23 protein-coding genes and 2 other annotated features are annotated in these 23,637 nt (G+C 41.6%); of the genes, 18 read left to right on the top strand and 5 right to left on the bottom strand.

The window, feature by feature from the left end:
• Nucleotide 1: 1 nt before the first annotated feature.
• From dnaB to FXF70_RS08650, 6 genes are all read left to right on the top strand, one after another.
• Complete coding sequence (gene dnaB / locus FXF70_RS08675) at nt 2-1,423, top strand: replicative helicase loading/DNA remodeling protein DnaB (protein ID WP_017367826.1); 1,422 nt, start codon at nt 2-4, stop codon at nt 1,421-1,423.
• 17 nt (nt 1,424-1,440) lie between these two features.
• Nucleotides 1,441-2,370, top strand: a complete 930-nt coding sequence (gene dnaI, locus FXF70_RS08670) for a primosomal protein DnaI (RefSeq protein ID WP_008346034.1) — start codon at nt 1,441-1,443, stop codon at nt 2,368-2,370.
• A gap of 32 nt (nt 2,371-2,402) precedes the next feature.
• Complete coding sequence (locus FXF70_RS08665) at nt 2,403-3,041, top strand: TVP38/TMEM64 family protein (RefSeq protein WP_108611307.1); 639 nt, start codon at nt 2,403-2,405, stop codon at nt 3,039-3,041.
• Between the two features lie 60 nt (nt 3,042-3,101).
• A complete protein-coding gene (gene ytxC / locus FXF70_RS08660) occupies nt 3,102-3,971 on the top strand; it encodes a putative sporulation protein YtxC (RefSeq protein ID WP_008346029.1) in 870 nt (289 codons plus the stop codon).
• 43 nt (nt 3,972-4,014) lie between these two features.
• Nucleotides 4,015-4,262: a binding site (T-box leader), on the top strand.
• A 45-nt stretch (nt 4,263-4,307) separates the two neighbouring features.
• Nucleotides 4,308-6,248, top strand: coding sequence for a threonine--tRNA ligase (thrS, locus tag FXF70_RS08655; RefSeq protein WP_007501674.1), 1,941 nt, complete (start codon nt 4,308-4,310; stop codon nt 6,246-6,248).
• 171 nt (nt 6,249-6,419) lie between these two features.
• Complete coding sequence (locus FXF70_RS08650; protein ID WP_148780114.1) at nt 6,420-7,340, top strand: methyl-accepting chemotaxis protein; 921 nt, start codon at nt 6,420-6,422, stop codon at nt 7,338-7,340.
• Nucleotides 7,341-7,394: 54 nt separating this feature from the next.
• On the opposite strand, the gene FXF70_RS08645 is transcribed toward FXF70_RS08650, so the two are convergent.
• Both FXF70_RS08645 and FXF70_RS08640 read right to left on the bottom strand, forming a co-directional pair.
• Nucleotides 7,395-8,174: an HAD family hydrolase gene (locus FXF70_RS08645; RefSeq protein WP_039964096.1), complete on the bottom strand. Its 780-nt coding sequence runs from the start codon at nt 8,172-8,174 to the stop codon at nt 7,395-7,397.
• A 136-nt stretch (nt 8,175-8,310) separates the two neighbouring features.
• Nucleotides 8,311-8,886: a DUF4352 domain-containing protein gene (locus tag FXF70_RS08640; protein WP_025207763.1), complete on the bottom strand. Its 576-nt coding sequence runs from the start codon at nt 8,884-8,886 to the stop codon at nt 8,311-8,313.
• Nucleotides 8,887-9,221: 335 nt separating this feature from the next.
• Nucleotides 9,222-9,353: a sequence feature (ribosomal protein L20 leader region), on the top strand.
• Nucleotides 9,354-9,424: 71 nt separating this feature from the next.
• Between FXF70_RS08640 and infC the strand changes: the two genes are divergently transcribed.
• The 4 genes from infC (at nt 9,425) to FXF70_RS08620 (ending at nt 10,887) form a co-directional block, all read left to right on the top strand.
• Nucleotides 9,425-9,940 carry a translation initiation factor IF-3 gene (infC, locus tag FXF70_RS08635; RefSeq protein ID WP_024718649.1) on the top strand — a complete coding sequence of 172 codons (516 nt, stop codon included), beginning with the start codon at nt 9,425-9,427 and terminating at the stop codon, nt 9,938-9,940.
• 25 nt (nt 9,941-9,965) lie between these two features.
• Nucleotides 9,966-10,166, top strand: coding sequence for a 50S ribosomal protein L35 (gene rpmI, locus FXF70_RS08630; protein WP_003216324.1), 201 nt, complete (start codon nt 9,966-9,968; stop codon nt 10,164-10,166).
• Nucleotides 10,167-10,197: 31 nt separating this feature from the next.
• Nucleotides 10,198-10,557 (top strand): 50S ribosomal protein L20, encoded by a 360-nt coding sequence (gene rplT, locus FXF70_RS08625; protein WP_007501659.1) that lies wholly within the window; start codon nt 10,198-10,200, stop codon nt 10,555-10,557.
• Nucleotides 10,558-10,620: 63 nt separating this feature from the next.
• Nucleotides 10,621-10,887: a DUF1294 domain-containing protein gene (locus tag FXF70_RS08620; RefSeq protein ID WP_148780113.1), complete on the top strand. Its 267-nt coding sequence runs from the start codon at nt 10,621-10,623 to the stop codon at nt 10,885-10,887.
• A gap of 17 nt (nt 10,888-10,904) precedes the next feature.
• On the opposite strand, the gene FXF70_RS08615 is transcribed toward FXF70_RS08620, so the two are convergent.
• A complete protein-coding gene (locus tag FXF70_RS08615; RefSeq protein ID WP_148780112.1) occupies nt 10,905-11,309 on the bottom strand; it encodes a sigma-w pathway protein ysdB in 405 nt (134 codons plus the stop codon).
• Nucleotides 11,310-11,488: 179 nt separating this feature from the next.
• Here FXF70_RS08615 and FXF70_RS08610 point away from each other — a divergent pair, with 179 nt between their 5' ends.
• Together FXF70_RS08610 and cstA are read left to right on the top strand one after the other, a co-directional pair.
• Nucleotides 11,489-12,577 carry a M42 family metallopeptidase gene (locus tag FXF70_RS08610; RefSeq protein ID WP_008346014.1) on the top strand — a complete coding sequence of 363 codons (1,089 nt, stop codon included), beginning with the start codon at nt 11,489-11,491 and terminating at the stop codon, nt 12,575-12,577.
• A gap of 351 nt (nt 12,578-12,928) precedes the next feature.
• Complete coding sequence (gene cstA, locus FXF70_RS08605; RefSeq protein ID WP_148780111.1) at nt 12,929-14,725, top strand: carbon starvation protein CstA; 1,797 nt, start codon at nt 12,929-12,931, stop codon at nt 14,723-14,725.
• A 45-nt stretch (nt 14,726-14,770) separates the two neighbouring features.
• On the opposite strand, the gene sspI is transcribed toward cstA, so the two are convergent.
• Nucleotides 14,771-14,992: a small acid-soluble spore protein SspI gene (sspI, locus tag FXF70_RS08600; RefSeq protein ID WP_008346010.1), complete on the bottom strand. Its 222-nt coding sequence runs from the start codon at nt 14,990-14,992 to the stop codon at nt 14,771-14,773.
• Between the two features lie 113 nt (nt 14,993-15,105).
• Here sspI and FXF70_RS08595 point away from each other — a divergent pair, with 113 nt between their 5' ends.
• The 3 genes from FXF70_RS08595 to pheT all read left to right on the top strand — a co-directional run bounded on the left by FXF70_RS08595 (nt 15,106) and on the right by pheT (nt 19,690).
• The gene (locus FXF70_RS08595) at nt 15,106-15,849 is read left to right on the top strand and encodes a TrmH family RNA methyltransferase (protein ID WP_017358254.1); all 744 of its coding nucleotides are present in this window, start codon (nt 15,106-15,108) and stop codon (nt 15,847-15,849) included.
• 376 nt (nt 15,850-16,225) lie between these two features.
• Complete coding sequence (gene pheS, locus FXF70_RS08590; protein ID WP_008346004.1) at nt 16,226-17,260, top strand: phenylalanine--tRNA ligase subunit alpha; 1,035 nt, start codon at nt 16,226-16,228, stop codon at nt 17,258-17,260.
• A gap of 15 nt (nt 17,261-17,275) precedes the next feature.
• A complete protein-coding gene (gene pheT / locus FXF70_RS08585) occupies nt 17,276-19,690 on the top strand; it encodes a phenylalanine--tRNA ligase subunit beta (RefSeq protein WP_148780110.1) in 2,415 nt (804 codons plus the stop codon).
• A gap of 245 nt (nt 19,691-19,935) precedes the next feature.
• Here pheT and rnhC read toward each other — a convergent pair whose 3' ends face one another.
• Nucleotides 19,936-20,859 (bottom strand): ribonuclease HIII, encoded by a 924-nt coding sequence (rnhC, locus tag FXF70_RS08580; RefSeq protein WP_035391180.1) that lies wholly within the window; start codon nt 20,857-20,859, stop codon nt 19,936-19,938.
• Between the two features lie 134 nt (nt 20,860-20,993).
• Between rnhC and zapA the strand changes: the two genes are divergently transcribed.
• The 3 genes from zapA (at nt 20,994) to polX (ending at nt 23,619) form a co-directional block, all read left to right on the top strand.
• Nucleotides 20,994-21,251, top strand: coding sequence for a cell division protein ZapA (gene zapA / locus FXF70_RS08575; protein WP_008345998.1), 258 nt, complete (start codon nt 20,994-20,996; stop codon nt 21,249-21,251).
• A 7-nt stretch (nt 21,252-21,258) separates the two neighbouring features.
• Entirely contained in the window at nt 21,259-21,792 is a 534-nt protein-coding gene (locus tag FXF70_RS08570) for a CvpA family protein (RefSeq protein WP_025207758.1), read from the top strand.
• A 114-nt stretch (nt 21,793-21,906) separates the two neighbouring features.
• Nucleotides 21,907-23,619: a DNA polymerase/3'-5' exonuclease PolX gene (gene polX, locus FXF70_RS08565; protein WP_148780109.1), complete on the top strand. Its 1,713-nt coding sequence runs from the start codon at nt 21,907-21,909 to the stop codon at nt 23,617-23,619.
• Nucleotides 23,620-23,637 lie beyond the last annotated feature (18 nt).

Below are 23,637 nucleotides of genomic sequence, written 5' to 3'. Positions count from 1 at the left end.
TATGACAGAGCATTGGAAGGAAGTGCTAGCCGTCGATCCGTATGTCGTCAAAAGCGCTTCATTGCTCGGTGACATCGATAGACAGCTTATTACTCTTTTATATCAGCCGCTTATTGGCATGTCCGCTTTCAGTTTATACATGACGCTGTGGGGAGAGCTGGAACAAAATCGAATGTGGGGGAAACCCGCACCTCACCGTCAGCTGATGGTGATGCTGCAAACGAATTTAAATGATATTTTTGAGGAGCGCTTAAAGCTTGAAGCGATCGGATTACTCCGCACATATGAACAGGAAACGGAAGAAGGCAGACTGTTTACATATGAGCTCGTGCCGCCGCTGAGACCGGATGAATTTTTCCAAGACGGTATGCTGAATGTCCTTTTGTATCATCGGGTAGAGAAAGCAAAATATATGCAGCTTCGTGATTATTTTTCTTATCCAGGAGTTCCTGCTGATGCAAAGAACATCTCCCGATCGTTTGAAGAAGTGTTTCACGTCTTGCAGCCAGGAGAGCGCAAGATGACAGAGGAAATCAATCAGGCGTCATCGCTTGACGAGGGCTACGAATATGTGACAGTTGGCTCAAGTCAGCCTGCACCGCTTTCAGATGAATCTTTTGATTTTGATCTATTGTTAGCAGGCATGTCGGATATGATGATTCCGAGAAAAGCTTTGACAAAGCAAGTGAAAGAGACAATTAAGAAGTTAGCGGTCGTCTATGGCATCACCCCGCTGCAAATGCAAAATATTGTCGCAGGTGCATGTGGTTCAGATCAGATGATATCAACTGAGGATCTGCGAAAAGCAGCGAGAGACTGGTATCAAATTGAATACAGAGGCGAACAGCCGAAGCTGATTGATCAAAAACAGCCAAGACATTTACGTCACAATGTCACGCAAAATTCAGGTGCAGATGCACCTGATGCGAAATTGATTGAAAAGCTTGATCATATTTCGCCTAGAGAGCTTCTAAAAGATATGGCAGATGGCATTGAGCCGACGTATGCAGACTTAAGAATTGTTGAAGATATTATGCTTGAGCAGCAGCTAGAGCCTGGGGTCATGAATGTCCTGATCTACTATACACTGCTAAAAACCGATATGAAGCTGTCCAAAACATATATGCAGAAAATCGCCGCCCACTGGGTGCGAAAGAAAATTAAAACCGTGGCAGCTGCTATGAAAATTGCCAAAGAAGAAAATAGGCAAATGACAGAATGGGCGCAGCAAAAAAATAAGCGTCAATCATATGGATCAGGAAAAGTGATCCGTGAGGAGAAGCTGCCTGACTGGATGAAAGAAGCTGAAACGAAAGAACAGCCAAAAGAACAGACAGATAACTTGTCTACAGAGGACCTCGAACGAGAAAAAGAAAAATTGTTAGATCAGTTTAATAATATGAAAAAGTACAATGCACATTAATGTGAGGTGAGATGGAGATGAAACCGATCGGTCGTTCATTTGATCAGCTAAAAGGGCGGGTAGATTTTCGAGTGAGATACAATCAGATTAAAGAAAGTGTCCTAGCTGATGAAGATGTAAAAGCTTTTTTAAAGGAGCATCAAGAGGACATCCAAGAAGACATGATCAATCGCAGTTTGAACAGACTCTTTGAATATGTACAACAATCAAAGGGCTGTTCTTACTGCTTAGAGGAAGAGAATGTAAATGTCATTTTAGACGGGTATCACCCGAAGCTTGTGATCAAAGGTCAGAGCATTGATATTGAATATTCCCCTTGTCCTGTCAAACTGCGGCTTGATAGACAGAAAAAACAGCAAGAACTCATGAAAAGCATGTACATTCCGCAGAATGTTCTTCAAGCGACGTTTGCTGATTTAAATGTGGTTGGAAGACAAGAAGTCATTCAAAAAGTAGGTCAATTCCTGCAAAGTTATGATGAAACAGGTAAGGGAAAAGGCCTTTATTTACACGGGAAGTTTGGGGTCGGAAAAACATTTATTCTGGCAGCAATTGCGCAGCAGCTAGCGGTAAAAGAGTATCCATCTCTCCTTGTATACGTGCCTGAATTTGTGAGAGAGTTAAAAAATTCGTTAGCCGATCATACACTCGAAGAGAAGCTAAATATGGTCAAATCAACACCAATTTTAATGCTTGATGATATTGGAGCAGAGTCGATGACAAGCTGGGTACGAGATGAACTTTTAGGAACAATCTTGCAATATCGCATGGCAGAGCAGCTGCCGACTTTTTTCTCTTCTAATTTCTCACCGAATGAGTTAAAGCATCACTTTACGTACTCACAGCGCGGGGAAAAAGAAGAGGTGAAGGCAGCTCGATTAATGGAACGTATTCTCTACCTAGCTGAACCAGTTCTGCTTGAAGGGGAAAATCGCCGTCATTTATAAAAAGATAGGTCACGTGAAGGGGAGCGGATGCAATGAATAAAAGAAAATGGCTGCTTTTCCTCGTGATTGGGGTTGTAGCTGCTGTGCTATGGTGGCTCAACAAACAGCATCTTCAACTGTCGCCGAAAGATGTGAAGAATTGGATTCTTCAATTTGGGATGCTGGCTCCCTTTGTCTTTCTTTTCTTATCACTTTTTCGTCCATTTGTGCTTGTCCCTCTCACCGTCTTTTCGCTAGCAGCAGGTTTGGCATTCGGCAGTGTCCTTGGGACCATTTATGCCTTAGCTGGTGCGACAGCAGGTGCAACAGGATCTTTCCTGCTTGCCTCAACCTTCCGTTCAAACAAGCAGGAAACCGAATCAAGCAATCGGAAGCTAAAAGCGGTGACGTCCCGTATTCAAGAGCATGGATTTCTTTATATCCTCTTATTACGCATTGCACCCATTCACTTTGATTTTGTCAGTTATGCCGCAGCAGCTTCACGTGCGAATTATCGTGCATTTGCGGCAGCGACTTTTTTAGGGTTAATACCTGGTACTGTGGCATTAAATGTCCTTGGATCAAGCTTTGTAAGCGGAAATTATGCCGCCTTAGCGATTGTTTGTTTGATTTATTTGATCTTTATCTTAGTGCCACTGATTTTAAAAAGAAAGATGCCTGATTTATTTTAGGCGTCTATTTTTTATGTTCCCCCCATATATATGTAACAGATGTCGTTAGGGGGGACAAACATGCTTGAAATAATCTTTGAAGATGAATATGATACCGCCGCTTTTTTACATCTTGCTGAACACTTGGACAGTCGGCATCACATTTCGATTCAACAAGGGAAAGACCGGCTTCTCATAGAAGCGAAAAAATCAGGAGAAGCCATAGAGCACATTGTGCGGACATTACTGATTCACTTTTTTTTGGAATGCAAAGAAAATGAACGCATGCGTAGCATCCTTGAAAACACATACTTATTTAAAGATCCAGAAGAGCAGCACCAAATTCTTTCAATCGCACATAGCATCATGAAAGGGGATCTAGATGATATCCCTGGAATTCATCAAGACCCACCGAGGGAGGATCTGTTAAAAAAAGAGCTTGAGACGATTTCTTTACAGAAAGGTGTTTTTTCCATTGGTTCATTTATGACATTTAGGCTCTCAGCGTATGACAGAAGGCTGAAGAACTATGTTGAAGTATCCATCGAAGAGTATAAGATGGAACAAGAATATCAAAACTTTATTCAATCCCTTCGAGACTATGTGATGTCAAGAGAACCTAAGCTTGAAAAAGTACATGTTGTGCATCAGGACCGCCTGATGATTTGGGAATTTCGGTACGCTTCTGAGCGTGATCAAAAACAATACATAGACAGACAGTTTGTAAGAGAGCATCCAATGTATATTGATTCGCAGTTGATTGCACCGCTTGTATCCATTGCGCCACAAAAAATTGACCTATTTACAGATGATACAGGTCACTCGATGGTGCAAACCATTCAAAATATTTTTCAAGAAAGAGTTGAGGTATTCCCTCCTCATTCGTTTCAGGAACAGCATGTTCAATTTGTTCCTAGTCATTTGGAAAAGAAAAGTGAAAAGCTTTCTTGATTTTCACGAAAAAACGTTTTATAATACGGTGTAACTTCATACAGAGACCGTATTGATAAGGATATGAACAAATGAACACCCGCTTAAAGAGAGGGAAGCCGTGGCTGAAAGCTTCCTAGCAGAGGACCATTTGCTTTACCACCTTTGAACATCAGCTGTGAACTGTTTAGTAATAGCTGACGGGAATTCCCGTTATTGAACCACAAGCCGTATTTGCTTTTGACAAAGCAAGCTGCAAATACGGGAAAAAGGGTGGAACCACGATTCCGTTTATTCAACCTCGTCCCTTTCCAGGGGGCGGGGTTTTTATATTGCCAAAAAAAGGAGTGACTAGAGATGTCAGAACAAATTCAACTTACATTTCCAGATGGAGCAGTCAAGGAGTTTGACAAAACAGCTACAACAGAAGACATCGCGGCATCAATTAGCCCAGGCCTAAAGAAAAAAGCGCTTGCCGGTAAATTGAACGGCAAAGAAATAGATCTGCGTACGCCGCTGTTAGAAAGTGGAACAATCGAGATTATCACAGATAAGAGTGAAGAAGCGCTCGATATTATGCGCCACAGCACAGCGCATTTACTAGCGCAGGCAATCAAACGCATTTATGGAAAAGAGCATCACGTCCAGTTTGGCGTAGGCCCTGTCATCGAAAATGGCTTTTACTATGATGTTGACATCGATGTAGCGATTACACCTGAAGATTTACCAAAGATTGAAAAAGAAATGAAAAAAATCATTAACAGCAATTTGCCGATTGAGCGCATTGAAGTTTCTAGAGAAGAAGCAAAAGCACGCTTTGAAGCAATTGGCGATGAATTGAAGCTAGAGCTGTTAGAAGCAATCCCAGAAGGCGAAGCCGTCACAATTTATGAGCAAGGTGAATTCTTCGATCTATGCCGTGGTATTCACTTGCCGTCTACAGGGAAAATCAAAGAATTCAAGCTGTTAAGCCTTGCAGGTGCTTACTGGAGAGGCGACAGTAACAACCAAATGCTTCAGCGTATTTACGGAACAGCTTTCTTCAGCAAAGAAGAATTAAACGAGCATTTACGTCTGCTTGAAGAAGCAAAAGAGCGCGATCACCGTAAACTAGGAAAAGAATTGAAACTGTTTGCGAACTCTCAAAAGGTGGGCCAAGGTCTTCCGCTCTGGCTGCCAAAAGGGGCAACAATCCGCCGCGTCATTGAGCGTTATATTGTTGATAAAGAAGTACGCCTTGGTTATGAGCATGTGTATACACCCGTTCTTGCGAGTGTAGAATTGTATAAAACATCAGGACACTGGGCGCATTATCAAGAAGATATGTTCCCGGTCATGGAAATGGACAACGAAGATCTTGTCCTCCGTCCAATGAACTGCCCGCACCATATGATGATTTACAAAAACGAGCCGCATAGCTATCGCGAATTGCCAATTCGGATTGCAGAGCTTGGTACAATGCACCGTTATGAAATGTCAGGTGCTTTATCCGGCCTTCAGCGTGTTCGAGGGATGACATTAAACGATGCCCATATCTTTGTTCGTCCAGATCAAATCAAAGACGAATTCATTCGTACAGTTCGCCTAATTGAAGAAGTGTATCAAGACTTTGGCTTGAATGACTACACATTCCGCTTATCTTACCGTGATCCAGAAGATACTGAGAAGTATTTCGACGATGATGCGATGTGGAATAAAGCGCAGTCTATGCTGAAAGATGCAATGGACGAGCTTGGACATGACTACTATGAAGCAGAAGGCGAAGCGGCATTTTATGGTCCGAAGCTTGACGTCCAAGTAAAGACAGCTCTTGGAAAAGAAGAGACTTTGTCTACTGTACAGCTAGACTTCTTACTTCCAGAGCGTTTCGATCTCACATATATCGGAGAAGATGGAAAACACCATCGTCCAGTTGTCATTCATAGAGGAGTTGTGTCCACAATGGAACGCTTCGTTGCCTTCTTAATTGAAGAATACAAAGGAGCCCTTCCAACATGGCTGGCACCTGTACAATTCCAAGTCATCCCGGTTTCACCATCTGTCCATCTAGATTACGCGAAAAAAGTGCAAGAACGTTTGCAGCTTGAAGGACTGCGTGTAGAATTAGACAGTCGTGATGAAAAAATAGGATACAAAATTAGAGAAGCGCAAATGCAAAAGATTCCGTACATGCTAGTTGTCGGTGATCAAGAAGCAGAAAATGGCGCAGTTAATGTAAGAAAATATGGGGAACAAGATTCAGAAACAATGGACCTCGAAGCTTTTGTGAAACATGCAGTCGCAGAAGCAAAAAAATAATGAAGGCGAACGAAACAGTCAGTGATCTCATCTATTGAGGTTGCTGGCTTTTTTCTTATGGAAAAAAATTCTCCACTAGTGATCCATTTGCGCAAATGATACGTTTAGATAGTACGAAAGTATGGGTAAGTATGTACTATTAGAGAGAGGCAAATTGGGGGAATGAAAGCGATGATTCAAACAACAAATACTATATCAACACAAGTATTAGAGCAATCAGCTGTGCTTCGTGCGTTAGAGCACTCACTGGCGATGATTGAATTTGATGTCACAGGTAAGGTCCTATGGGTCAATGATATTTTTGCAAAAGCCATAAGATATTCAAAGGAAGAAATGATTGGTTTAAAGCATAGACAGTTTTGTCCTCCGCATATTGCAGAAGACGCAAGTTATCAAATGTTTTGGAAGCGTTTGAAGAATGGTCAAGTGTTTCAGGAAAAGGTGCAGCGGATCACGAAGTACGGTGACACCTTATGGCTTGAAGCGACGTATACACCAGTGCTCAATGAAGAGGGGAACGTAGTGGCTGTCGTGAAAGTGGCAACAGATATTACGGAGAGAGAAAACACAATGAAGCAGGTAGTAGAAGACCTAAAGGATATGTCTGCTAAATTAATGGAGCGAGCGGAAATCGGCATCCAGCATAGTCAAAGTGTAAATGCTTCTTTTGAACATATTGCGAATGAAACGGATCAAAACATGAGTTTGCTAGAAGGGTTAACAGAGCAGGTGGAGTCGATCAGCTCAATTGCTACAACGATTAACAGTATCGCTTCCCAAACACAGCTGCTCGCATTGAACGCGGCCATAGAAGCTGCGCATGCGGGTTCCTATGGAAATGGCTTTAGTGTCGTCGCGGCAGAAATCCGTAAGCTTGCGACAGATTCAAAGGAAGCGATTGTAAAGGTGGATCGTTATGTGAAGGCGATCCATTTAGAAGTTGAAAAGGTCAGCAACGGAACAAGCCGTGCAAAGACAAGCGTGTTTACAAACCGGGATCTTGTCAAGCAAGCAAGCGAGGAATTCATGAATGTAGGAGATGCAGCACGCGGCTTAGATCGTCAAGCACAAAGTCTAGCAGCAATTGTATAGCCGAAAACGAAAAAACACCAATCTCGATCAGGAGAAGGGTGTTTTTCCTATGGTTTATTTTAAAATATCAAACAATTCGTGTAAGTCTTTAATTTCATAATCTGGTGTCACATCTGTTTCATTTTTCTTGCCATGACGATTGATCCAAACCGTTTGGATGCCAGCGCGAGAAGCGCCGAGAATATCTGTTTTTGGATTATCCCCTACCATGATGACATCATCTTTTGTGAGATTTAACAGCTGAAGGCAGTGCTCAAAGATGCCAGGATCAGGCTTTCCTTTCCCGTAATCTCCTGAAATCACAATTTCATTAAAGTAAGGGGCAAGTTCCGGGACACCTGCAAGTTTTTCTTTTTGCAGACTAGGATCTCCATTTGTTAAAAGAAGTAATTCATAGCTGCCCTTCAGGCGCTCTAAAACAGGATACGTTTCTTCATAGACATACGGGCGTTTTCTGCGCTCTGCTGCAAAGAAGTCTGCTAAGTATTGACCAAATGCTTCATCGTCAATTCCTGCCTCTTTTAAGCCGTTCGTCCAAGCATTTTTGCGATACTCTGGTGCAAGGGCGTTCAGCTTTTGAAAGCCTTCGCTAATCGGCTCACTAAAATTGGACCACAGTCCTTCAAAAGGATTAATGCCAATCATGACAGTATAATCATATGTTTCATAAGAAGAGTACAGCTTTCTTGCTTCTTCACGCACAATCTGTTCAAACGATTCTGGATCAAGTCCATATTTCTTTTCCGCTTCCCTGCATGTTTCCTGAAAAGTGGTATGAATGCTTTTTTCATCCCAAAGCAAAGTATCATCTAAATCGAAAAATACGGCTTTCATGATCTTCTCCCTTGTTATGTATGTAGTTACCCTCAATTGCATGTGACAGGCTCATGTTCATTTTACAATAGAAGTTTTAGAGTTTAAATAGATTATTTAGTAATAAAAAAAGTGCACAAAAATGTGCACTCTTACATTATTTTGATAAATCAATGGTCTTATACTTACCGCCAGTCCATCCTAATCCTGATGAGACTTGAAGTGAGAATTTCTTTTCGTTTGGAACTTCAAAAGCAATTCTACCTTTTTTAGATAATTTAGGATTTATTTGTTTTAAGAAGAAACTTGAATCCGTATCATTTACATACATATTATTTGTTGCAAGTGATTTGTATTCTGTGCCGTCTTTGCCAATTAACCTGAACATCTCAGTATCTACCATTCTACCTTTTTTACCTGTATTTTTGACCGTTACTTCAACAATTACAAATTTGCCGTCTGTCGTTACATCGCTCAAATACTGTTTTTGCAAAGATTTCGCTTCTGTTACGCTGTTTACTTGATAAGTAAAGTCTTCGACTGCTACTTTATCTCCAATTTTATGCGTTTTTTCTTTATCATTTTTCTTTTCGCTACTCGTTACTGCATTTTTAGAACCAGTATTTGATGTATTATCTTTTTTGCTGCCGCCCCCAGCCATACAAGATACAAAGATAATAATCAAAATGAGAATAATGATACTAAGACACCCAATCTTAAAAAACTTTTTCAAATAAATCCCCTACTTTTCCTTATTTTATTAAATGAATTTGAATACTTCTCCAATGATAAGTCTAAAGAATTATAAAATCAATCATTTTTTTGAAAAAATAGATATAATACCCTTTTTTATATGGAATATGGTTTATATTTTGGTTTTTTATGTATACAACTTGATTTATATCGGTGTGTTAATGAAATATTGAAGGAATTGAAGAGACTTTTTTACTTTTTAAATAAGTCTTGCTCAAATCATTTCGTCATGCTAAAATGAAAAAGTTGTTTCAAGAGTTCGGTTACTTGACGGACAAATGAAAATTGTGTAGAATAATTAACGAATTGAATAGATATCACAAGCAGAAGCACCCGCTTCTCACCTGATTGACACATGTTTGTAGTTGACAGGTTGACCGTACATTTATTTTTTCATGCAAATGTTCGCAGTGTGGGTGTTTTATATGCCCACACTTTTTGTTTGCCTGTAAAACATACAACGAAATGGTCAAAATGAATTGTGAACTCAATTCAAAATCTCATGGAGGTGGCTCACTATTAGCAAAGATCAATTAGTTAATGAAGGTATTCGTGCGCGTGAAGTTCGTTTGATCGGACAAAATGGCGATCAGCTTGGGATTAAAACCCGCCAGGAAGCTCTGGAAATTGCTACGAAAGCCAATCTTGACCTTGTGTTAGTTGCTGCAAATGCAAAACCACCTGTTTGCCGAATCATGGACTATGGTAAGTTCCGATTCGAACAACAGAAGAAGGAAAAAGAGGCACGTAAGAATCAAAAAATCATTAGCTTAAAAGAAGTTCGGTTGAGCCCGACAATCGATGAACATGATTTTAACACGAAGCTCCGTAATGCAATCAAATTCCTTGAAAAGGGAGATAAAGTGAAAGCTTCTATCCGCTTTAAAGGCCGTGCGATTACGCATAAAGAAATCGGACAGCGCGTGTTAGACCGTTTCTCTGAAGCTTGCGCTGAAGTAGCAACAGTAGAAACAAAACCTAAGATGGACGGACGCAGCATGTTCCTCATGCTTGCACCAAAAGTCGAAAAGTAAAAGTAACAGAGGGAGGAAACATCCAATGCCAAAAATGAAAACTCACCGCGGATCTGCTAAACGTTTCAAAAAAACAGGTTCTGGTAAACTTAAACGTTCTCATGCGTACACAAGTCACTTGTTCGCTAACAAATCTACAAAGCAAAAACGTAAATTGCGTAAGAGCGCAATCGTAAGTGCTGGAGATTTCAAACGTATCAAACAACAACTTGCAAACATCAAGTAATCTGGAATAGGAAACATAGGAGGGAATTACAATGCCAAGAGTAAAAGGCGGAACTGTGTCGCGTCAGCGTCGTAAAAAGGTTCTTAAATTAGCAAAAGGTTATTTCGGTTCAAAACATAGATTATATAAAGTAGCAAACCAACAGGTGATGAAATCTGGAAACTACGCTTTCCGTGACCGTCGTCAGAAAAAACGTGACTTCCGTAAACTATGGATCACTCGTATCAATGCTGCAGCTCGTATGAACGGTCTTTCTTACAGCCGTTTAATGCATGGCTTAAAGCTTTCTGGTATCGAAGTAAACCGCAAAATGCTTGCTGATCTTGCTGTGAATGACCTAAACGCATTCAACCAGCTTGCTGATGCTGCAAAAGCACAACTAGACAAGTAAGTCATATAAAAGATCATTCCGCCAAGGAGTGATCTTTTTTTCTCATCATGTGAGGTGAAATCAATGAATATCGCTCTGATCGTGCTGCTCATCTTGGTCAATGTCTATGGGTTTTGTCTCATGGGAGAGGATAAACGCCGGGCGAAAGCACACAAATGGAGAATATCAGAAGCGCACTTATGGAGTGCCGCAGTACTTTTTGGTGCTGCTGGGTCATTTCTTGGCATGCAGTATTTCCGTCATAAAACGAAGCATCCTGCTTTTCAAATGGGTATGCCTGCTTTAATTGTTGTCCAATTGGTGATATTGGTCTATTTCAATCTCATCTGAAAAGGGAGCAGACGCCGTTAAGTCGGCGTGTCTGCTCCCTTTTTTTGTTTGATTTTTTTGATGGGCTGATCCCAATCAATTTTTGTTTGAGGATACCGTTCAATGATGTTTTCCTCAAGTTTTTCAAAGTCTTCTAATATGAATTCATTTAGCTTCTCAGGTGACTCCGTCCAAACGTAAATGGAGTGGACAAACAGAGGATGATCCTTAGAAGGAACATGCTTCTCCCCTTCAAACAAGACACCTTTATAGACGAAATTAAAATTTTTACGGGCATTTTGCTGTTCGTCCATAAAATAAAAGCCTTCTTTTAATTGTGCTTGTTTCAGCTTTCTTCTCGGGTTTGAGAAGAATTTTACCGCCATGTAGAAAATATAGACAAGCAATGCAACAAGAGCAAGTCTAATGAGGATGACAAACATGACAGGATGCACCTCCAATACCGTTATCTGATGTACTACGAATGAGAAAGACAAAAGGTTTCAACTTTTTTTAAAAAAATATTTCGATTAACGAAAAAATATTCATAAAAAGATCGTATTGAACGAAAGAGGTTTTGTATAATAAGAATGCACCATGAAGAAAAAGGAGGATACACAGAATGACAAAACTAGATCAAACATTAACTATGCTGAAAGACCTAACGGATGCAAAAGGGATTCCAGGAAATGAACGTGATGTAAAAAAAGTCATGCAGTCATACATAGAAACATATGCGGATGAAGTCTCTACAGACCGCCTTGGCAGCTTAATTGCTAAGAAGGAAGGAAATGCAAATGGGCCTAAAGTGATGCTTGCTGGTCACTTAGATGAAGTAGGATTCATGGTGACAAAAATCGATGACAAAGGCTATATTCGTTTTCAAACGGTCGGTGGCTGGTGGTCTCAAGTGATGCTGGCGCAGCGTGTCACCATTGTGACGAAAAAAGGAGACATTACAGGTGTGATTGGTTCTAAACCGCCACATGTCTTATCACCAGAAGCACGAAAGAAATCAATCGAAATCACAGATATGTTCATTGATATTGGGGCTTCGAGCAAAGAACAGGCAATGGAATGGGGAGTCCTCCCTGGAGATCAAATCGTACCTTACTTTGAGTTTACGGTAATGAATGACGAAAAAATGCTTCTTGCAAAAGCCTGGGACAACCGTATCGGCTGTGCAGTAGCGATTGATGTCATGAAGAATTTAAAGGATACTCAGCATGAAAATATTGCATACAGTGTAGCAACTGTCCAAGAGGAAGTTGGCTTACGCGGAGCTAAAACAGCTGCAGCTACCATCCAGCCTGATATTGGATTTGCTATTGATGTTGGAGTAGCAGGTGATACACCAGGTATTACTGAAAAAGAAGCAACAAGCAAACTTGGCAAAGGACCAACGATTGTCGTATTCGACGCTTCCATGGTTTCTCATAAAGGGCTTCGCGATTTTGTTGTCCAAACTGCGGATGAATTAAACATTCCTTATCAATATGATTCCATGCCAGGTGGAGGAACAGATGCTGGAGGTATTCACTTAACAGGTCATGGCGTTCCATCACTATCCATCGGGATTCCGAGCAGATATATTCATACCCATGCAGCCATGATTCATCGAGATGATTATGAAAATGCGGTGAAGCTTTTAACAGAAGTCATTAAAAGACTTGACCAAAAAACGGTAAACCAAATTACGTACGGTTCTTAAGACGAAGCCTTTCTCCAATATGGGGAAAGGTTTTTTAATTGCGTTGAATTTCCCAGGAAATGAACGTTGGAATGTAAGTTGTGTCAAAAGAACTGTTTTCAAGTAAATGAAGTGATATTTTTCTAGTGAGGAAGGCACATGTGATCCATCTTGTATTTATGTAAGATGAAATCAATAAAAAAGGACAGAGCCTCAAACTTGCTCTGTCAAAAGAGAGTTTATGGAAGTAGGTGAAGCTTATTTTAGATTAAATCAATTATTCATATTTGTCAACTTGGTTTTAAAAGAAAGAAAAATCACTCAATTTATGTTATATTTGTAACAAATTGTTTATACAAAGGGGATGGTTAAATGAATGCGGTTTCAATTGTGATAGGATCGATGTGTATTTTAGCGATTGCCTATCGCCTCTATGGCACGTTTATGATGGTGAAGGTACTAAAGGTCACAGATGATCATCCTACACCGGCTCATGCACTCGAGGATGGGAAAGATTATGTGCCAACAAACAAATGGGTCACATTTGGGCATCACTTTGCTGCAATTGCCGCTGCCGGTCCATTAGTTGGTCCGATTTTAGCCGCACAATTTGGGTATTTACCTGGTCTCCTTTGGCTCTTAATTGGAGCGGTGATTGGCGGAGCTGTTCATGATCTTGTGGTCTTGTTTGCTTCGATGCGAAAAAAGGGGAAATCACTATCCGAGGTAGCGAAAGAGGAGCTTGGTCCTGTGGCAGGATTTTGCACAGGGCTCGCCATGTTATTTATTATTACAATTACAATGGCAGGACTGTCCATGGTTGTGCTTCATGCTTTAGAACGAAATCCTTGGGGAACCTTTGCAGTTGGTATTACCATTCCAATAGCGATGGGAGTCGGCCTTTATTATAAAAAGACAGGCAATTTAAAGCTGGCGACATCTGCGGGATTCATATTACTGATGTTGGGGGTATTCCTTGGACCGAATATTCAAGGAACAGCACTTGGAGAATTGTTAACACTTGATACAAAAACGCTTGCCCTTGCCCTGCCAATCTATGCGTTCTTTGCTGCGGCCCTGCCGGTTTGGTTGCTTTTGGCACCAAGAGACTATTTAAGCAGTTTTATGAAAATTGGTGTTTTCATCGCGCTGATTGCGGGAATCTTTGTGGTTAATCCAACCATCCAATTTCCGGCGTTTACGGAGTTTGTAAATGGAGGAGGGCCTGTCTTAGCTGGACCTGTATGGCCTTTTATTTCGATTACCATTGCTTGTGGCGCGATTTCTGGTTTTCATGCATTTGTTGGCTCAGGCACAACGCCAAAAATGCTAGATCGTTGGAGTGATATGAAGCCGGTGGCGTTTGGCGCGATGCTCGTAGAATGTTTAGTGGGAATCATGGCGTTAATTGCCGCTACTGCGCTTCATCCGGGAGATTATTTTGCAATTAATAGTACACCTGAAGTGTTCCGTACGCTTGGTATGAGTGTCGAGAATCTTCCTCAACTAAGCAAAGAAATCGGTCTTGACTTAGAAGGAAGAACAGGTGGAGCTGTTACATTAGCTGTAGGGATGGCGTACATCTTTACGGGTATTCCGTTCTTTAGTCATTTGGCCTCTTATTTCTTCCAATTCGTGATTATGTTTGAAGCCGTCTTTATTTTAACGGCGATTGACGCAGGAACCCGTGTCGCGCGATATTTGATCCAAGACTTCTTTGGAGAAGCATATAAACCGCTGAAACGAAATGACTGGGTACCAGGGTCAGTCTTTGCGAGTGCACTTGCTTGTTTTATGTGGGGATACTTGCTTTACTCTGGAGACATTGGGTCCATTTGGGCACTCTTTGGTGTGTCAAACCAACTAATGGCCTCGGTCGGATTAATCATTGGGGCGACGGTTGTGTTAAAAATTGCGGATAAAAGGCGGTATATGTTGACTTGTTTAATTCCACTTGCTTACTTATATGTGACGGTGAATTATGCGGGTTATTGGATGGTTGCGAATGTCTATCTCAATCCTGAAGCATCTGGCTACAGTGTACTAAATGCCGTGCTTTCGATGATTATGCTGATTTTAGGTTTTGTCATTATCGTGTTCGCTATTAAAAAATGGGTCGAGATCTGGCGCGATCCAGCTCTTCGAATGGAGACGCCAATCACTGGCTAAATGAACAAAGCCGGCTTGCTTATAGATAAGCAAACCGGCTTCTTGTTATTGCTGATGCTCAGGCTTTAAGCCCTGCTCTAATGTTTCAAGAATTTCATTCTTTTCATCTTCTGATGCCTCTTGCCATAACACCTCAAACAAAACGCCAAGCCCTGGTAGCATTTTTTCCTCGCCACTTTGAATCGCATCTAAAATCGTATGCTCAAGCTGCTCTTGATTATGGCCAGTAATGTTTTGAATCACTGCGCCTCTTAAATTAAAATCCATTGCCCACACTCCTTTTTTGATGGTGATAGCCCTATTCTGTCTCAAAGACAGGTTTATTATGTAGTGTGCTTGAGATATAATAAATTCATGATATTTAAAGGAGTTAAAGTCGCTTGAAATATATAGAATCAGCTAAAAACGCACACATTAAACAATGGAAAAAGCTCCATACAAAAAAAGAACGAACGAAAACAGGGCTATTCCTTGTTGAAGGAAAACACTTAGTAGAAGAAGCATTAAAAAGCGGGGTTGTGAAAGAGTTAATGATCACAACACCTGACATGCTCCCTGCTGACATCGAGCCTGACATTGAGCTGTATGAATTAAGTGAAGAGGCTTTTACTGCGATGACGGAAACGGAAACACCTCAGCAAATCGCAGCTGTTTGTACCATTCCTGTATTTGAGGAGAAAAAGTATGAACGAATGCTTCTGTTAGATGCAGTGCAGGATCCGGGGAATTTAGGCACACTCATTCGGACAGCAGATGCAGCGGGGCTTGATGCTGTGGTCCTAGGGGATGGAACCGTTGATGCGTTTAACGGAAAAACGCTCCGTTCAGCACAAGGGTCTCATTTTCACCTGCCTATCTTAAAACAAACACTTCAACAGACAATTCCAGCATTAAAGGCGCAAGGTATACCTGTATATGGCACTGCTTTAAAAAATGCGAAAGAGTATAGACACATAGCATCAGAAGGTCCATTTGCATTAATTGTTGGCAACGAGGGAGCAGGCATTGATCCAGAGATTTTGCAAATGACAGACCAAAATTTATATGTGCCAATGTACGGCCAGGCAGAATCTTTAAATGTAGCTGTGGCAGCAGCGGTTCTTGTCTATCATTTGCGCGGATAGTGTTGCAACACGTCCTGTTTTTCACTATAATGAAACTAATATTTTAAAAACCATGATAGAGGAAGATTGTTTCACGGAGCGTCCTAATAGGGAGAATGCATCGTAGACTGAAAGTGCATTTAAGGAATGCTGAAACAGGAATTCACCTCTGGAGTTGTCACCGGGACCGCAGGTTTTGCGTAAAGGTGGACCGGATTCGTTTGATTCCGTTATGTCAATGAAGCTTATTCGCACATATATTTGTGCTTAACAAGGGTGGTACCGCGACCACAACTCGTCCCTTCTTTTATGGAGGAACGAGTTTTTTTATTGTCTTCAAACAATCAAACACCCGTTTATTCAGACGGTTTTGTATATTAAAAGGAGGATCACACTCATGCAAGAAACGTTAAAACAGCTTGAAACAGAAGCGATAGCGAAGGTAGAAGCAGCCAGCTCGCTCAAAGAAGTCAATGATATTCGTGTTCAATATTTAGGGAAAAAAGGTCCGATTACAGAAGTGCTGCGCGGAATGGGCAAGCTTTCCGCTGAAGAAAGACCAAAAATGGGCGCACTTGCAAATGAAGTGAGAGAGCAGATTGCTGGTGCCATTGCTGAAAAAAATGAGCAGCTAGAAGCAGAAGAAGTGAAAAAGAAACTGGCTTCTCAAACCATTGATGTCACATTACCAGCAAGTCCGATCAAAATCGGGGCAAGACATCCATTAACGATTGTCGTAGAAGATATTGAAGATTTATTTATCGGCATGGGCTATACCGTTGAAGAGGGCCCTGAGGTGGAAACAGATTACTATAACTTTGAAGCGCTCAATCTTCCAAAAGAACATCCGGCACGTGATATGCAGGACAGCTTCTATATTACTGAAGACACACTCATGAGAACGCAAACATCACCCGTTCAAGCACGTACACTTGAGAAATATAAAGGCCAAGGCCCTGTGAAAATCATCTGCCCTGGTAAGGTATATAGACGTGACAGCGATGATGCCACTCACTCCCATCAATTCATGCAAATTGAAGGACTTGTGGTCGATCACAATATTAGCATGAGTGACCTCAAAGGAACGCTTGAGACAGTCGCAAGAAAAATGTTTGGTGAGGATCGTGAAATTAGACTGCGCCCAAGCTTTTTCCCATTCACAGAACCTTCCGTTGAAGTTGATGTGTCATGCTTTAAATGCGGCGGGAAAGGCTGTTCTGTATGTAAAGGAACAGGCTGGATTGAAATTTTAGGTGCAGGAATGGTTCACCCGAATGTATTAAAAATGAGCGGATTTGATCCAGATACTTACCAAGGCTTTGCTTTTGGAATGGGTGTTGAACGTATTGCGATGCTCAAATACGGCATAGATGACATTCGTCATTTCTACACAAATGATATTAGATTCACGAAGCAATTTAAGCAGGACTAAGAGGAGGAAATCAACATGTTTGTTTCATATAAATGGTTAGAGGACTATGTCGATTTAGAAGGCATTCAGCCGGATGAATTAGCAGAGAAAATCACAAGAAGCGGAATTGAAGTGGAAGCCGTTGAGTATAAAGGCGAAGGCATCAAAGGTGTTGTCGTTGGACACGTCATTGAACGTGAACAGCATCCGAATGCGGATAAATTAAACAAATGTCTTGTTGATATCGGCGAAGACGCACCGGTGCAAATTATATGCGGGGCTCCAAATGTGGATAAAGGACAGCATGTGGCCGTCGCAACGGTTGGTGCAGTCCTTCCTGGAAACTTTAAAATTAAAAAAGCAAAACTGCGCGGTGAAGAGTCTCATGGCATGATTTGTTCTCTGCAAGAATTAGGCGTAGAGAGCAAGCTCGTACCAAAAGAATATGCAGAAGGCATCTTTGTTTTCCCGAATGACGTGAAACCAGGGGATGATGCCCTTCAAGCACTTCAATTAGATGATGCGGTACTTGAGCTTGGCTTAACACCAAACCGTGCTGATGCCCTTAATATGCTAGGTGTCGCTTATGAGGTTGCCGCCATTTTAGGGAGAGACATCAAGCTTCCTGATACAGCGCATGACACTTCTTCTGAAAAAGCAGCAGACTATATTTCTGTTAAAATTGAGGATCAAGAAGCGAATCCACTTTATGCAGCGAAGATCATTAAAAATGTAAAGATTGGACCAGCACCACTTTGGATACAAACAAGATTGATGAATGCAGGTATCCGCCCAATTAACAACGTCGTGGATATTACGAATTTTGTCTTACTTGAATACGGCCAACCTCTACATGCCTTTGATTATGACCGCTTTGGTTCAAAGCAGGTGGTCGTACGTAAAGCGGCTGAAAATGAAATGATTCAAACTCTGGATGAACAAGAACGTACATTGTCTTCGAAGCATCTTGTCATTACAAATGGCACAAAAGCGCATGCTGTTGCAGGCGTCATGGGCGGTTTTGAATCAGAGGTGCGTGATGAGACGACAACGATTCTTTTAGAAGCGGCATATTTCAACGGTCAAACCGTCCGTCAAGCATCTAGAGACTTAGGGCTTCGCAGTGAATCAAGCACAAGATTTGAAAAAGGGCTCGATCCGCAGCGGACGAAATCAGCAGCCGAAAGAGCAGCGCAATTGATCAGCATCTATGCAGGTGGTGAAGTGTTAAGCGGGACTGTGGAGGAAAACCACCTTGAAACAAGTATGAATGTCATCCACGTATCAACTGAGCGTGTGAACAAGGTGCTTGGTATGAGCATTTCAAAAGAAGATATGATTCAGATTTTCAACAAACTAGGCTTTACTGTGGGCGAATCAAATGATGTGCTTGTCGTAACGGTTCCTTCCCGCAGAATGGATATTACGATTGAAGAAGACCTCATTGAAGAAGTCGCGAGATTATACGGCTACGACAATATTCCATCTACACTCCCTGCGACAGCTGGTACCGTTGGCGGTCTCACGCCATACCAAGTGAAGCGCAGAAAGGTGAGACGTTTCTTAGAGGGCGCAGGGCTTTCTCAAGCGATTACGTATTCATTAACGAATCAGCATAAGTCCACAGCCTTTGCTTTAAATCCAGCTTATCAAACAAGACTTTCCTTGCCGATGAGTGAGGAACGAAGTGTGTTGAGACAAAGCCTTCTGCCAAACTTACTTGATTCTGTTGCATATAACTTAGCAAGACAAGCTGATTCTTTTGCCTTTTATGAAACGGGTTCTGTGTTCTTAGCAGAAGCTGAAGGGGCAAAACCGGTGGAGAAAGAACATGTCGCTGGTGCGCTGACAGGCTTATGGCATAAAAATCTTTGGCAGGGCGAGAAAAAAGCTGTCGATTTTTATGTAGCGAAGGGTATTGCAGAAGGGCTGTTTGAAAAGCTTGGTGTATCAGGAGAGATCACGTATGTTCAAGCAGAGCGTGAGGGCCTTCACCCAGGACGTACAGCCGATGTTCATTTAAATGGAAAAGTGATTGGCTTTGTAGCTGCACTTCATCCAGTAGTGGAAAAGGAATTAGATTTAAAAGAAACGTATGTATTTGAATTTGATTTAACAGATGTAATGACGTCTGAAACAGAGGATATGAAATATACGGCTATTCCAAGATTCCCAGCAGTGACAAGAGACATCGCACTTGTCGTCGATCAGCATATTTCAAGCGGACAGCTGGAGCAAGTCATTTATGAAGCTGGCGGACAATTGCTCACAGATCTTTCCGTCTTTGATGTGTATGAGGGTGAGCATATGGAAGAAGGTAAAAAGTCTGTTGCATTCTCTCTGCAATATTTGAACCCAGAACAAACGTTGACCGAGGAAGAAGTCACGGCTGTTCATACAAACGTATTGAAAGCATTAGAAGATACGTATCAAGCCGTCTTGCGCGGATAATCAAAAGAGCTATCGCTTTATGGGCGATAGCTCTTAGCGTGTAGACAAACCCTCGCATTCGTTGTCAGTCCTGCGCGCTGGTACTCACGAATGTCAAATTCGCTCTGTGCCAGTGCTCGTCCTTCCTAGGGCTGCAAAGGTTTTCTATCACGCTAAAAGAAGACAAAGGGCTAAAATCAAGTTCATTTTAGCCCTTTGTCAATAATCTGAGAGCTATCACCTTATGGGCGATAGCTCTTTTTTAATTATAACCATTTTTTCGCTTTTTGGGTGTTGGCAAAATGAAGTTTTGTAAATTGGCGTAAAGCCTCTTCGCCGTGCTGTTTCATCAGCTTTGCTGCCGCTTTGTCAACATGCGGACCGGCCCCTTTTGGAATGTCAAAGCCCGCTGCTTTTGATAATTTATCCATTTCAATTAAAAAAGCATATCTTGCAATAATAGAAGCTGCAGCAACCGATAAGTGGATGCCTTCTGCTTTCGTACTAAAATATGTACGCTCCCGAATGATCTTTTTCCCCGCAAGGTGCCTGAAATAAATGCCTGGTTCGGCAAATTGGTCAATGAGAATGGCTTCTGGTTTCTTGCCATCCAGTTTTTCTAGCACGGAGGTGATGACTTGGTTATGAAGCAGTGCCTTCATTTTTCCTTGGCTCATACCCTTTTCCTGCATCGCATTGTATTTTTCATTCCGAAGCACGAGAAGGCTGAACGGGATGGTTTTGATCAAGTCTTTGGCAATGTTGATAATCTGCGGATCTTTGAGTCCTTTTGAGTCTTTCACCCCGAGCTCTTTCATGAGAGCAAGCTGACTGGAATCAACATAAGCCGCACAGACCGTAATGGGTCCAAAATAATCGCCAGTACCGACCTCATCTGAGCCAATAACCGACATGGAAGCAATGCCGGGTGGTGGGCTGTACTGTGTGATGGATGGTGTTTTTTTGCTTTTTGTTTCAGCTGCTTGTAAATGGTTGAACTGACTCGCTTCAGCTTCTGCCTTTTGTCCTTGGAACAGCACTTTTCCAGATTTGTAGGCTGTAATCGTACAGCCGGGAACCTTTGCTTGAAATAGAGCGCCTGGCGGCAAAGTGTCAGTTAAATGCTGAGCGTACACGCTCTTCATTTTTTTCATGTCTTCTGATGTTGCTTTTAAGACGGATTGGGGCACAGTGGATAACTCCTTTTTACCTTGATATCATTGATTTCTAAAGTGTACCATAACAGGGAAGGGCTCGTCTTTCCATTCAATGTCTAAACATGTTATGATAGAGACTAGGATTCTCGTGGAATGGAGGAGAAACGTTGTCTGACGGCGGTAAAACGAAAACAACAGTTGAGATTTACGGACAGTCCTATACGATCATCGGTCAAGAAACGAAGATGCATATGCGACATGTTGCTTCAATTGTTGATGATAAAATGAGAGAAATCAATGAAAAAAATCCATACCTTGATATAAACAAATTAGCTGTACTGACAGCAGTCAATGTCGTCCACGACTACTTGAAATTAAAAGAGCAATACGAAAAACTAGAGCTTCATCTAAAAGAAAAGGAATGAAATTACCGTGATCGATATCATCATTTTGTTTTTGCTTCTTATGGGAACGCTTGTCGGTCTAAAACGCGGGTTTATTCTTCAATTTATTAAATTGATTAGCTTTGTTGTTTCTATTTTAGTGGCTTCTCTGTTTTATCAGTCACTTGCACCACAGCTTACGTGGATTCCAGCACCTAATTTTAGCGGCGGTCAAGCGCAGCTTGCTTTCTTTAGTGGGAATCTAGAAACAGCTTATTATAATACCATTGCGTTTATCATTCTGTTTATCTTGACGAAAATCCTGCTAGCTATCATCGGCGGATTGCTCACAACCATTGCAAGTATCCCTGTGATTAAACAGGTCAACAAACTGCTTGGCGCTGTTTTAGGATTTCTTGAAACCTATCTATTTGTGTTTATTCTATTGTTTGTGGCCGCATTACTTCCAGTCGATGCGCTTCAAACGATGATGAGCAAATCAATGTTAGCAGATGTGATCGTAAATAGCACCCCTTACCTGTCCGGTCTTGTCAAAGACCTCTGGTCGACGTATGGAGTTTAAGAACTTCTCCTTTCTTGGAGAAGTTTTTTCTCATTCCATGACAGAAAGTTGTCGGATGAAGGGAAAGTTTGTATATTTATATAGGAAGATGCCAAAGCGGCTGGAGGATGAGAGATGAATAAAAAAGATATTATCAAACTTCTTGAAACAATTGCAGTTTATATGGAGCTAAAAGGAGATAATCCTTTTAAAATTTCTGCCTTTCGTAAAGCAGCTGCGGCACTGGAACAAGATGACCGCAGCCTTTCTCAAATAGATGACCTATTAGCATTACCCGGCATTGGCAAAGGAACCTTTGCTGTGATCACAGAGTATATCGAAAAAGGACAGTCTGAAACACTCGAACAATTAAAAAAAGAAGTGCCTGAAGGACTTGTCCCGCTCTTAAAATTGCAAGGACTCGGCGGGAAGAAGATTGCTAAGCTCTATCAAGAGCTTGGTGTTCACGATGCACAGTCTTTAAAAGAAGCATGTGAAGCGGAAAAAGTACAAACGCTTGCTGGGTTTGGCAAAAAAACAGAAGAAAAGATTCTTGCCGCTCTTGAGGAGGCAGGAAAGCAGCCAGAACGACTGCCAATTGGCTTTGCATTAGATGTGGCAGAGCGAATTGATGATGCGCTGGAACAGATGGAGGGAATCATCCGTTTTTCAAGAGCGGGCAGTTTAAGACGTGCGCGTGAAACGGTTAAAGATTTAGATTACATCATTGCGACTGATAACCCTGAACAAGTGAGAGAACAACTTGTTGCTCTTGATGATGTCAAAGATGTCATTGCGAGCGGTGATACGAAGGTATCTGTCATGCTTGCACTTGATTTTGAAATCAGTGTAGATTTCCGGCTTGTGACAACGGATCAATTTGCAACAACGCTGCACCATTTCACTGGCTCAAAAGATCATAACATTCGTATGCGACAGCTTGCGAAGGAGCGCGGTGAGCGTATTAGTGAATATGGGGTTGAAACGATCGAAACTGGGGATGTGAAAACATTTGAAGACGAAAGCGCTTTTTATGCACATTTCCAACTTCCGCTCATTCCGCCAGAAATTCGTGAAACCGGAGCAGAGATTGATACGTATAAAGAAAGTATGCAATTTGTGGAACGAAAAGATATCAAAGGCGATCTTCATATGCACTCGACATGGAGTGATGGCGCTTTTTCTATTCGCGAAATGGCAGAGGCATGTATCGCAAAAGGCTATGAATACATGGCCGTTACAGACCACTCACAATATTTAAAAGTAGCAAACGGTTTAACAAAAGAACGTTTGCGTTTGCAAGCAAAAGAAATTGACAAGCTGAATCAAGAATTCGAGCATTTTCACATTTTCAAAGGGGTCGAAATGGATATTCTGCCGGATGGATCGTTAGATTATGATGATGACTTTCTAGCAGACATGGATTTTGTCATTGCGTCTATTCATTCTAGTTTTTCTCAGCCGGAGGAAGTCATTATGGAGCGCCTAGAAAATGCCTTGAATAATCAGCATGTGGATTTAATTGCCCATCCAACTGGCCGTTTGATCGGTAGACGAGACGGCTATGCTTTAAATATTGATCAGCTCATAGAGCTTGCGAAAAAAACGGGCACTGCACTGGAACTCAACAGCAACCCGTCAAGACTTGATTTAAAAACAGAGCATTTAATGAAAGCAAACGAAGCGGGTGTGAACATCATGATCAACACAGATGCACACAACATCGCCATGCTCGATCATATGGACGTCGGTGTCACAGCTGCAAGAAAGGGCTGGACACCAAAAGCAAATGTCGTGAATACATTTTCACTCAATGAGATGAAAAAGTTTTTAACGCGTGACAGGTAGTCGTTAGGAGGCTGGACC

It is taken from the genome of Bacillus sp. Y3 (assembly GCF_008123875.1).
GTDB classification, from domain to species: domain Bacteria; phylum Bacillota; class Bacilli; order Bacillales; family Bacillaceae; genus Bacillus; species Bacillus altitudinis.
Note: the sequence above shows the minus strand (reverse complement) of the source record. Positions and strands in the feature narration are given on the sequence as shown.

Excerpts from the sequence above, each read along its gene's own strand:
- dnaB (WP_017367826.1), top strand. The coding sequence starts at position 2 with ATGACAGAGCATTGGAAGGAAGTGCTAGCCGTCGATCCGTATGTCGTC.
- dnaI (WP_008346034.1), top strand. The coding sequence starts at position 1,441 with ATGAAACCGATCGGTCGTTCATTTGATCAGCTAAAAGGGCGGGTAGAT.
- FXF70_RS08665 (WP_108611307.1), top strand. The coding sequence starts at position 2,403 with ATGAATAAAAGAAAATGGCTGCTTTTCCTCGTGATTGGGGTTGTAGCT.
- ytxC (WP_008346029.1), top strand. The coding sequence starts at position 3,102 with ATGCTTGAAATAATCTTTGAAGATGAATATGATACCGCCGCTTTTTTA.
- thrS (WP_007501674.1), top strand. The coding sequence starts at position 4,308 with ATGTCAGAACAAATTCAACTTACATTTCCAGATGGAGCAGTCAAGGAG.
- FXF70_RS08650 (WP_148780114.1), top strand. The coding sequence starts at position 6,420 with ATGATTCAAACAACAAATACTATATCAACACAAGTATTAGAGCAATCA.
- FXF70_RS08645 (WP_039964096.1), bottom strand. The coding sequence starts at position 8,174 with ATGAAAGCCGTATTTTTCGATTTAGATGATACTTTGCTTTGGGATGAA.
- rpmI (WP_003216324.1), top strand. The coding sequence starts at position 9,966 with ATGCCAAAAATGAAAACTCACCGCGGATCTGCTAAACGTTTCAAAAAA.
- rplT (WP_007501659.1), top strand. The coding sequence starts at position 10,198 with ATGCCAAGAGTAAAAGGCGGAACTGTGTCGCGTCAGCGTCGTAAAAAG.
- FXF70_RS08620 (WP_148780113.1), top strand. The coding sequence starts at position 10,621 with ATGAATATCGCTCTGATCGTGCTGCTCATCTTGGTCAATGTCTATGGG.
- FXF70_RS08615 (WP_148780112.1), bottom strand. The coding sequence starts at position 11,309 with ATGTTTGTCATCCTCATTAGACTTGCTCTTGTTGCATTGCTTGTCTAT.
- FXF70_RS08610 (WP_008346014.1), top strand. The coding sequence starts at position 11,489 with ATGACAAAACTAGATCAAACATTAACTATGCTGAAAGACCTAACGGAT.
- cstA (WP_148780111.1), top strand. The coding sequence starts at position 12,929 with ATGAATGCGGTTTCAATTGTGATAGGATCGATGTGTATTTTAGCGATT.
- sspI (WP_008346010.1), bottom strand. The coding sequence starts at position 14,992 with ATGGATTTTAATTTAAGAGGCGCAGTGATTCAAAACATTACTGGCCAT.
- pheS (WP_008346004.1), top strand. The coding sequence starts at position 16,226 with ATGCAAGAAACGTTAAAACAGCTTGAAACAGAAGCGATAGCGAAGGTA.
- pheT (WP_148780110.1), top strand. The coding sequence starts at position 17,276 with ATGTTTGTTTCATATAAATGGTTAGAGGACTATGTCGATTTAGAAGGC.
- polX (WP_148780109.1), top strand. The coding sequence starts at position 21,907 with ATGAATAAAAAAGATATTATCAAACTTCTTGAAACAATTGCAGTTTAT.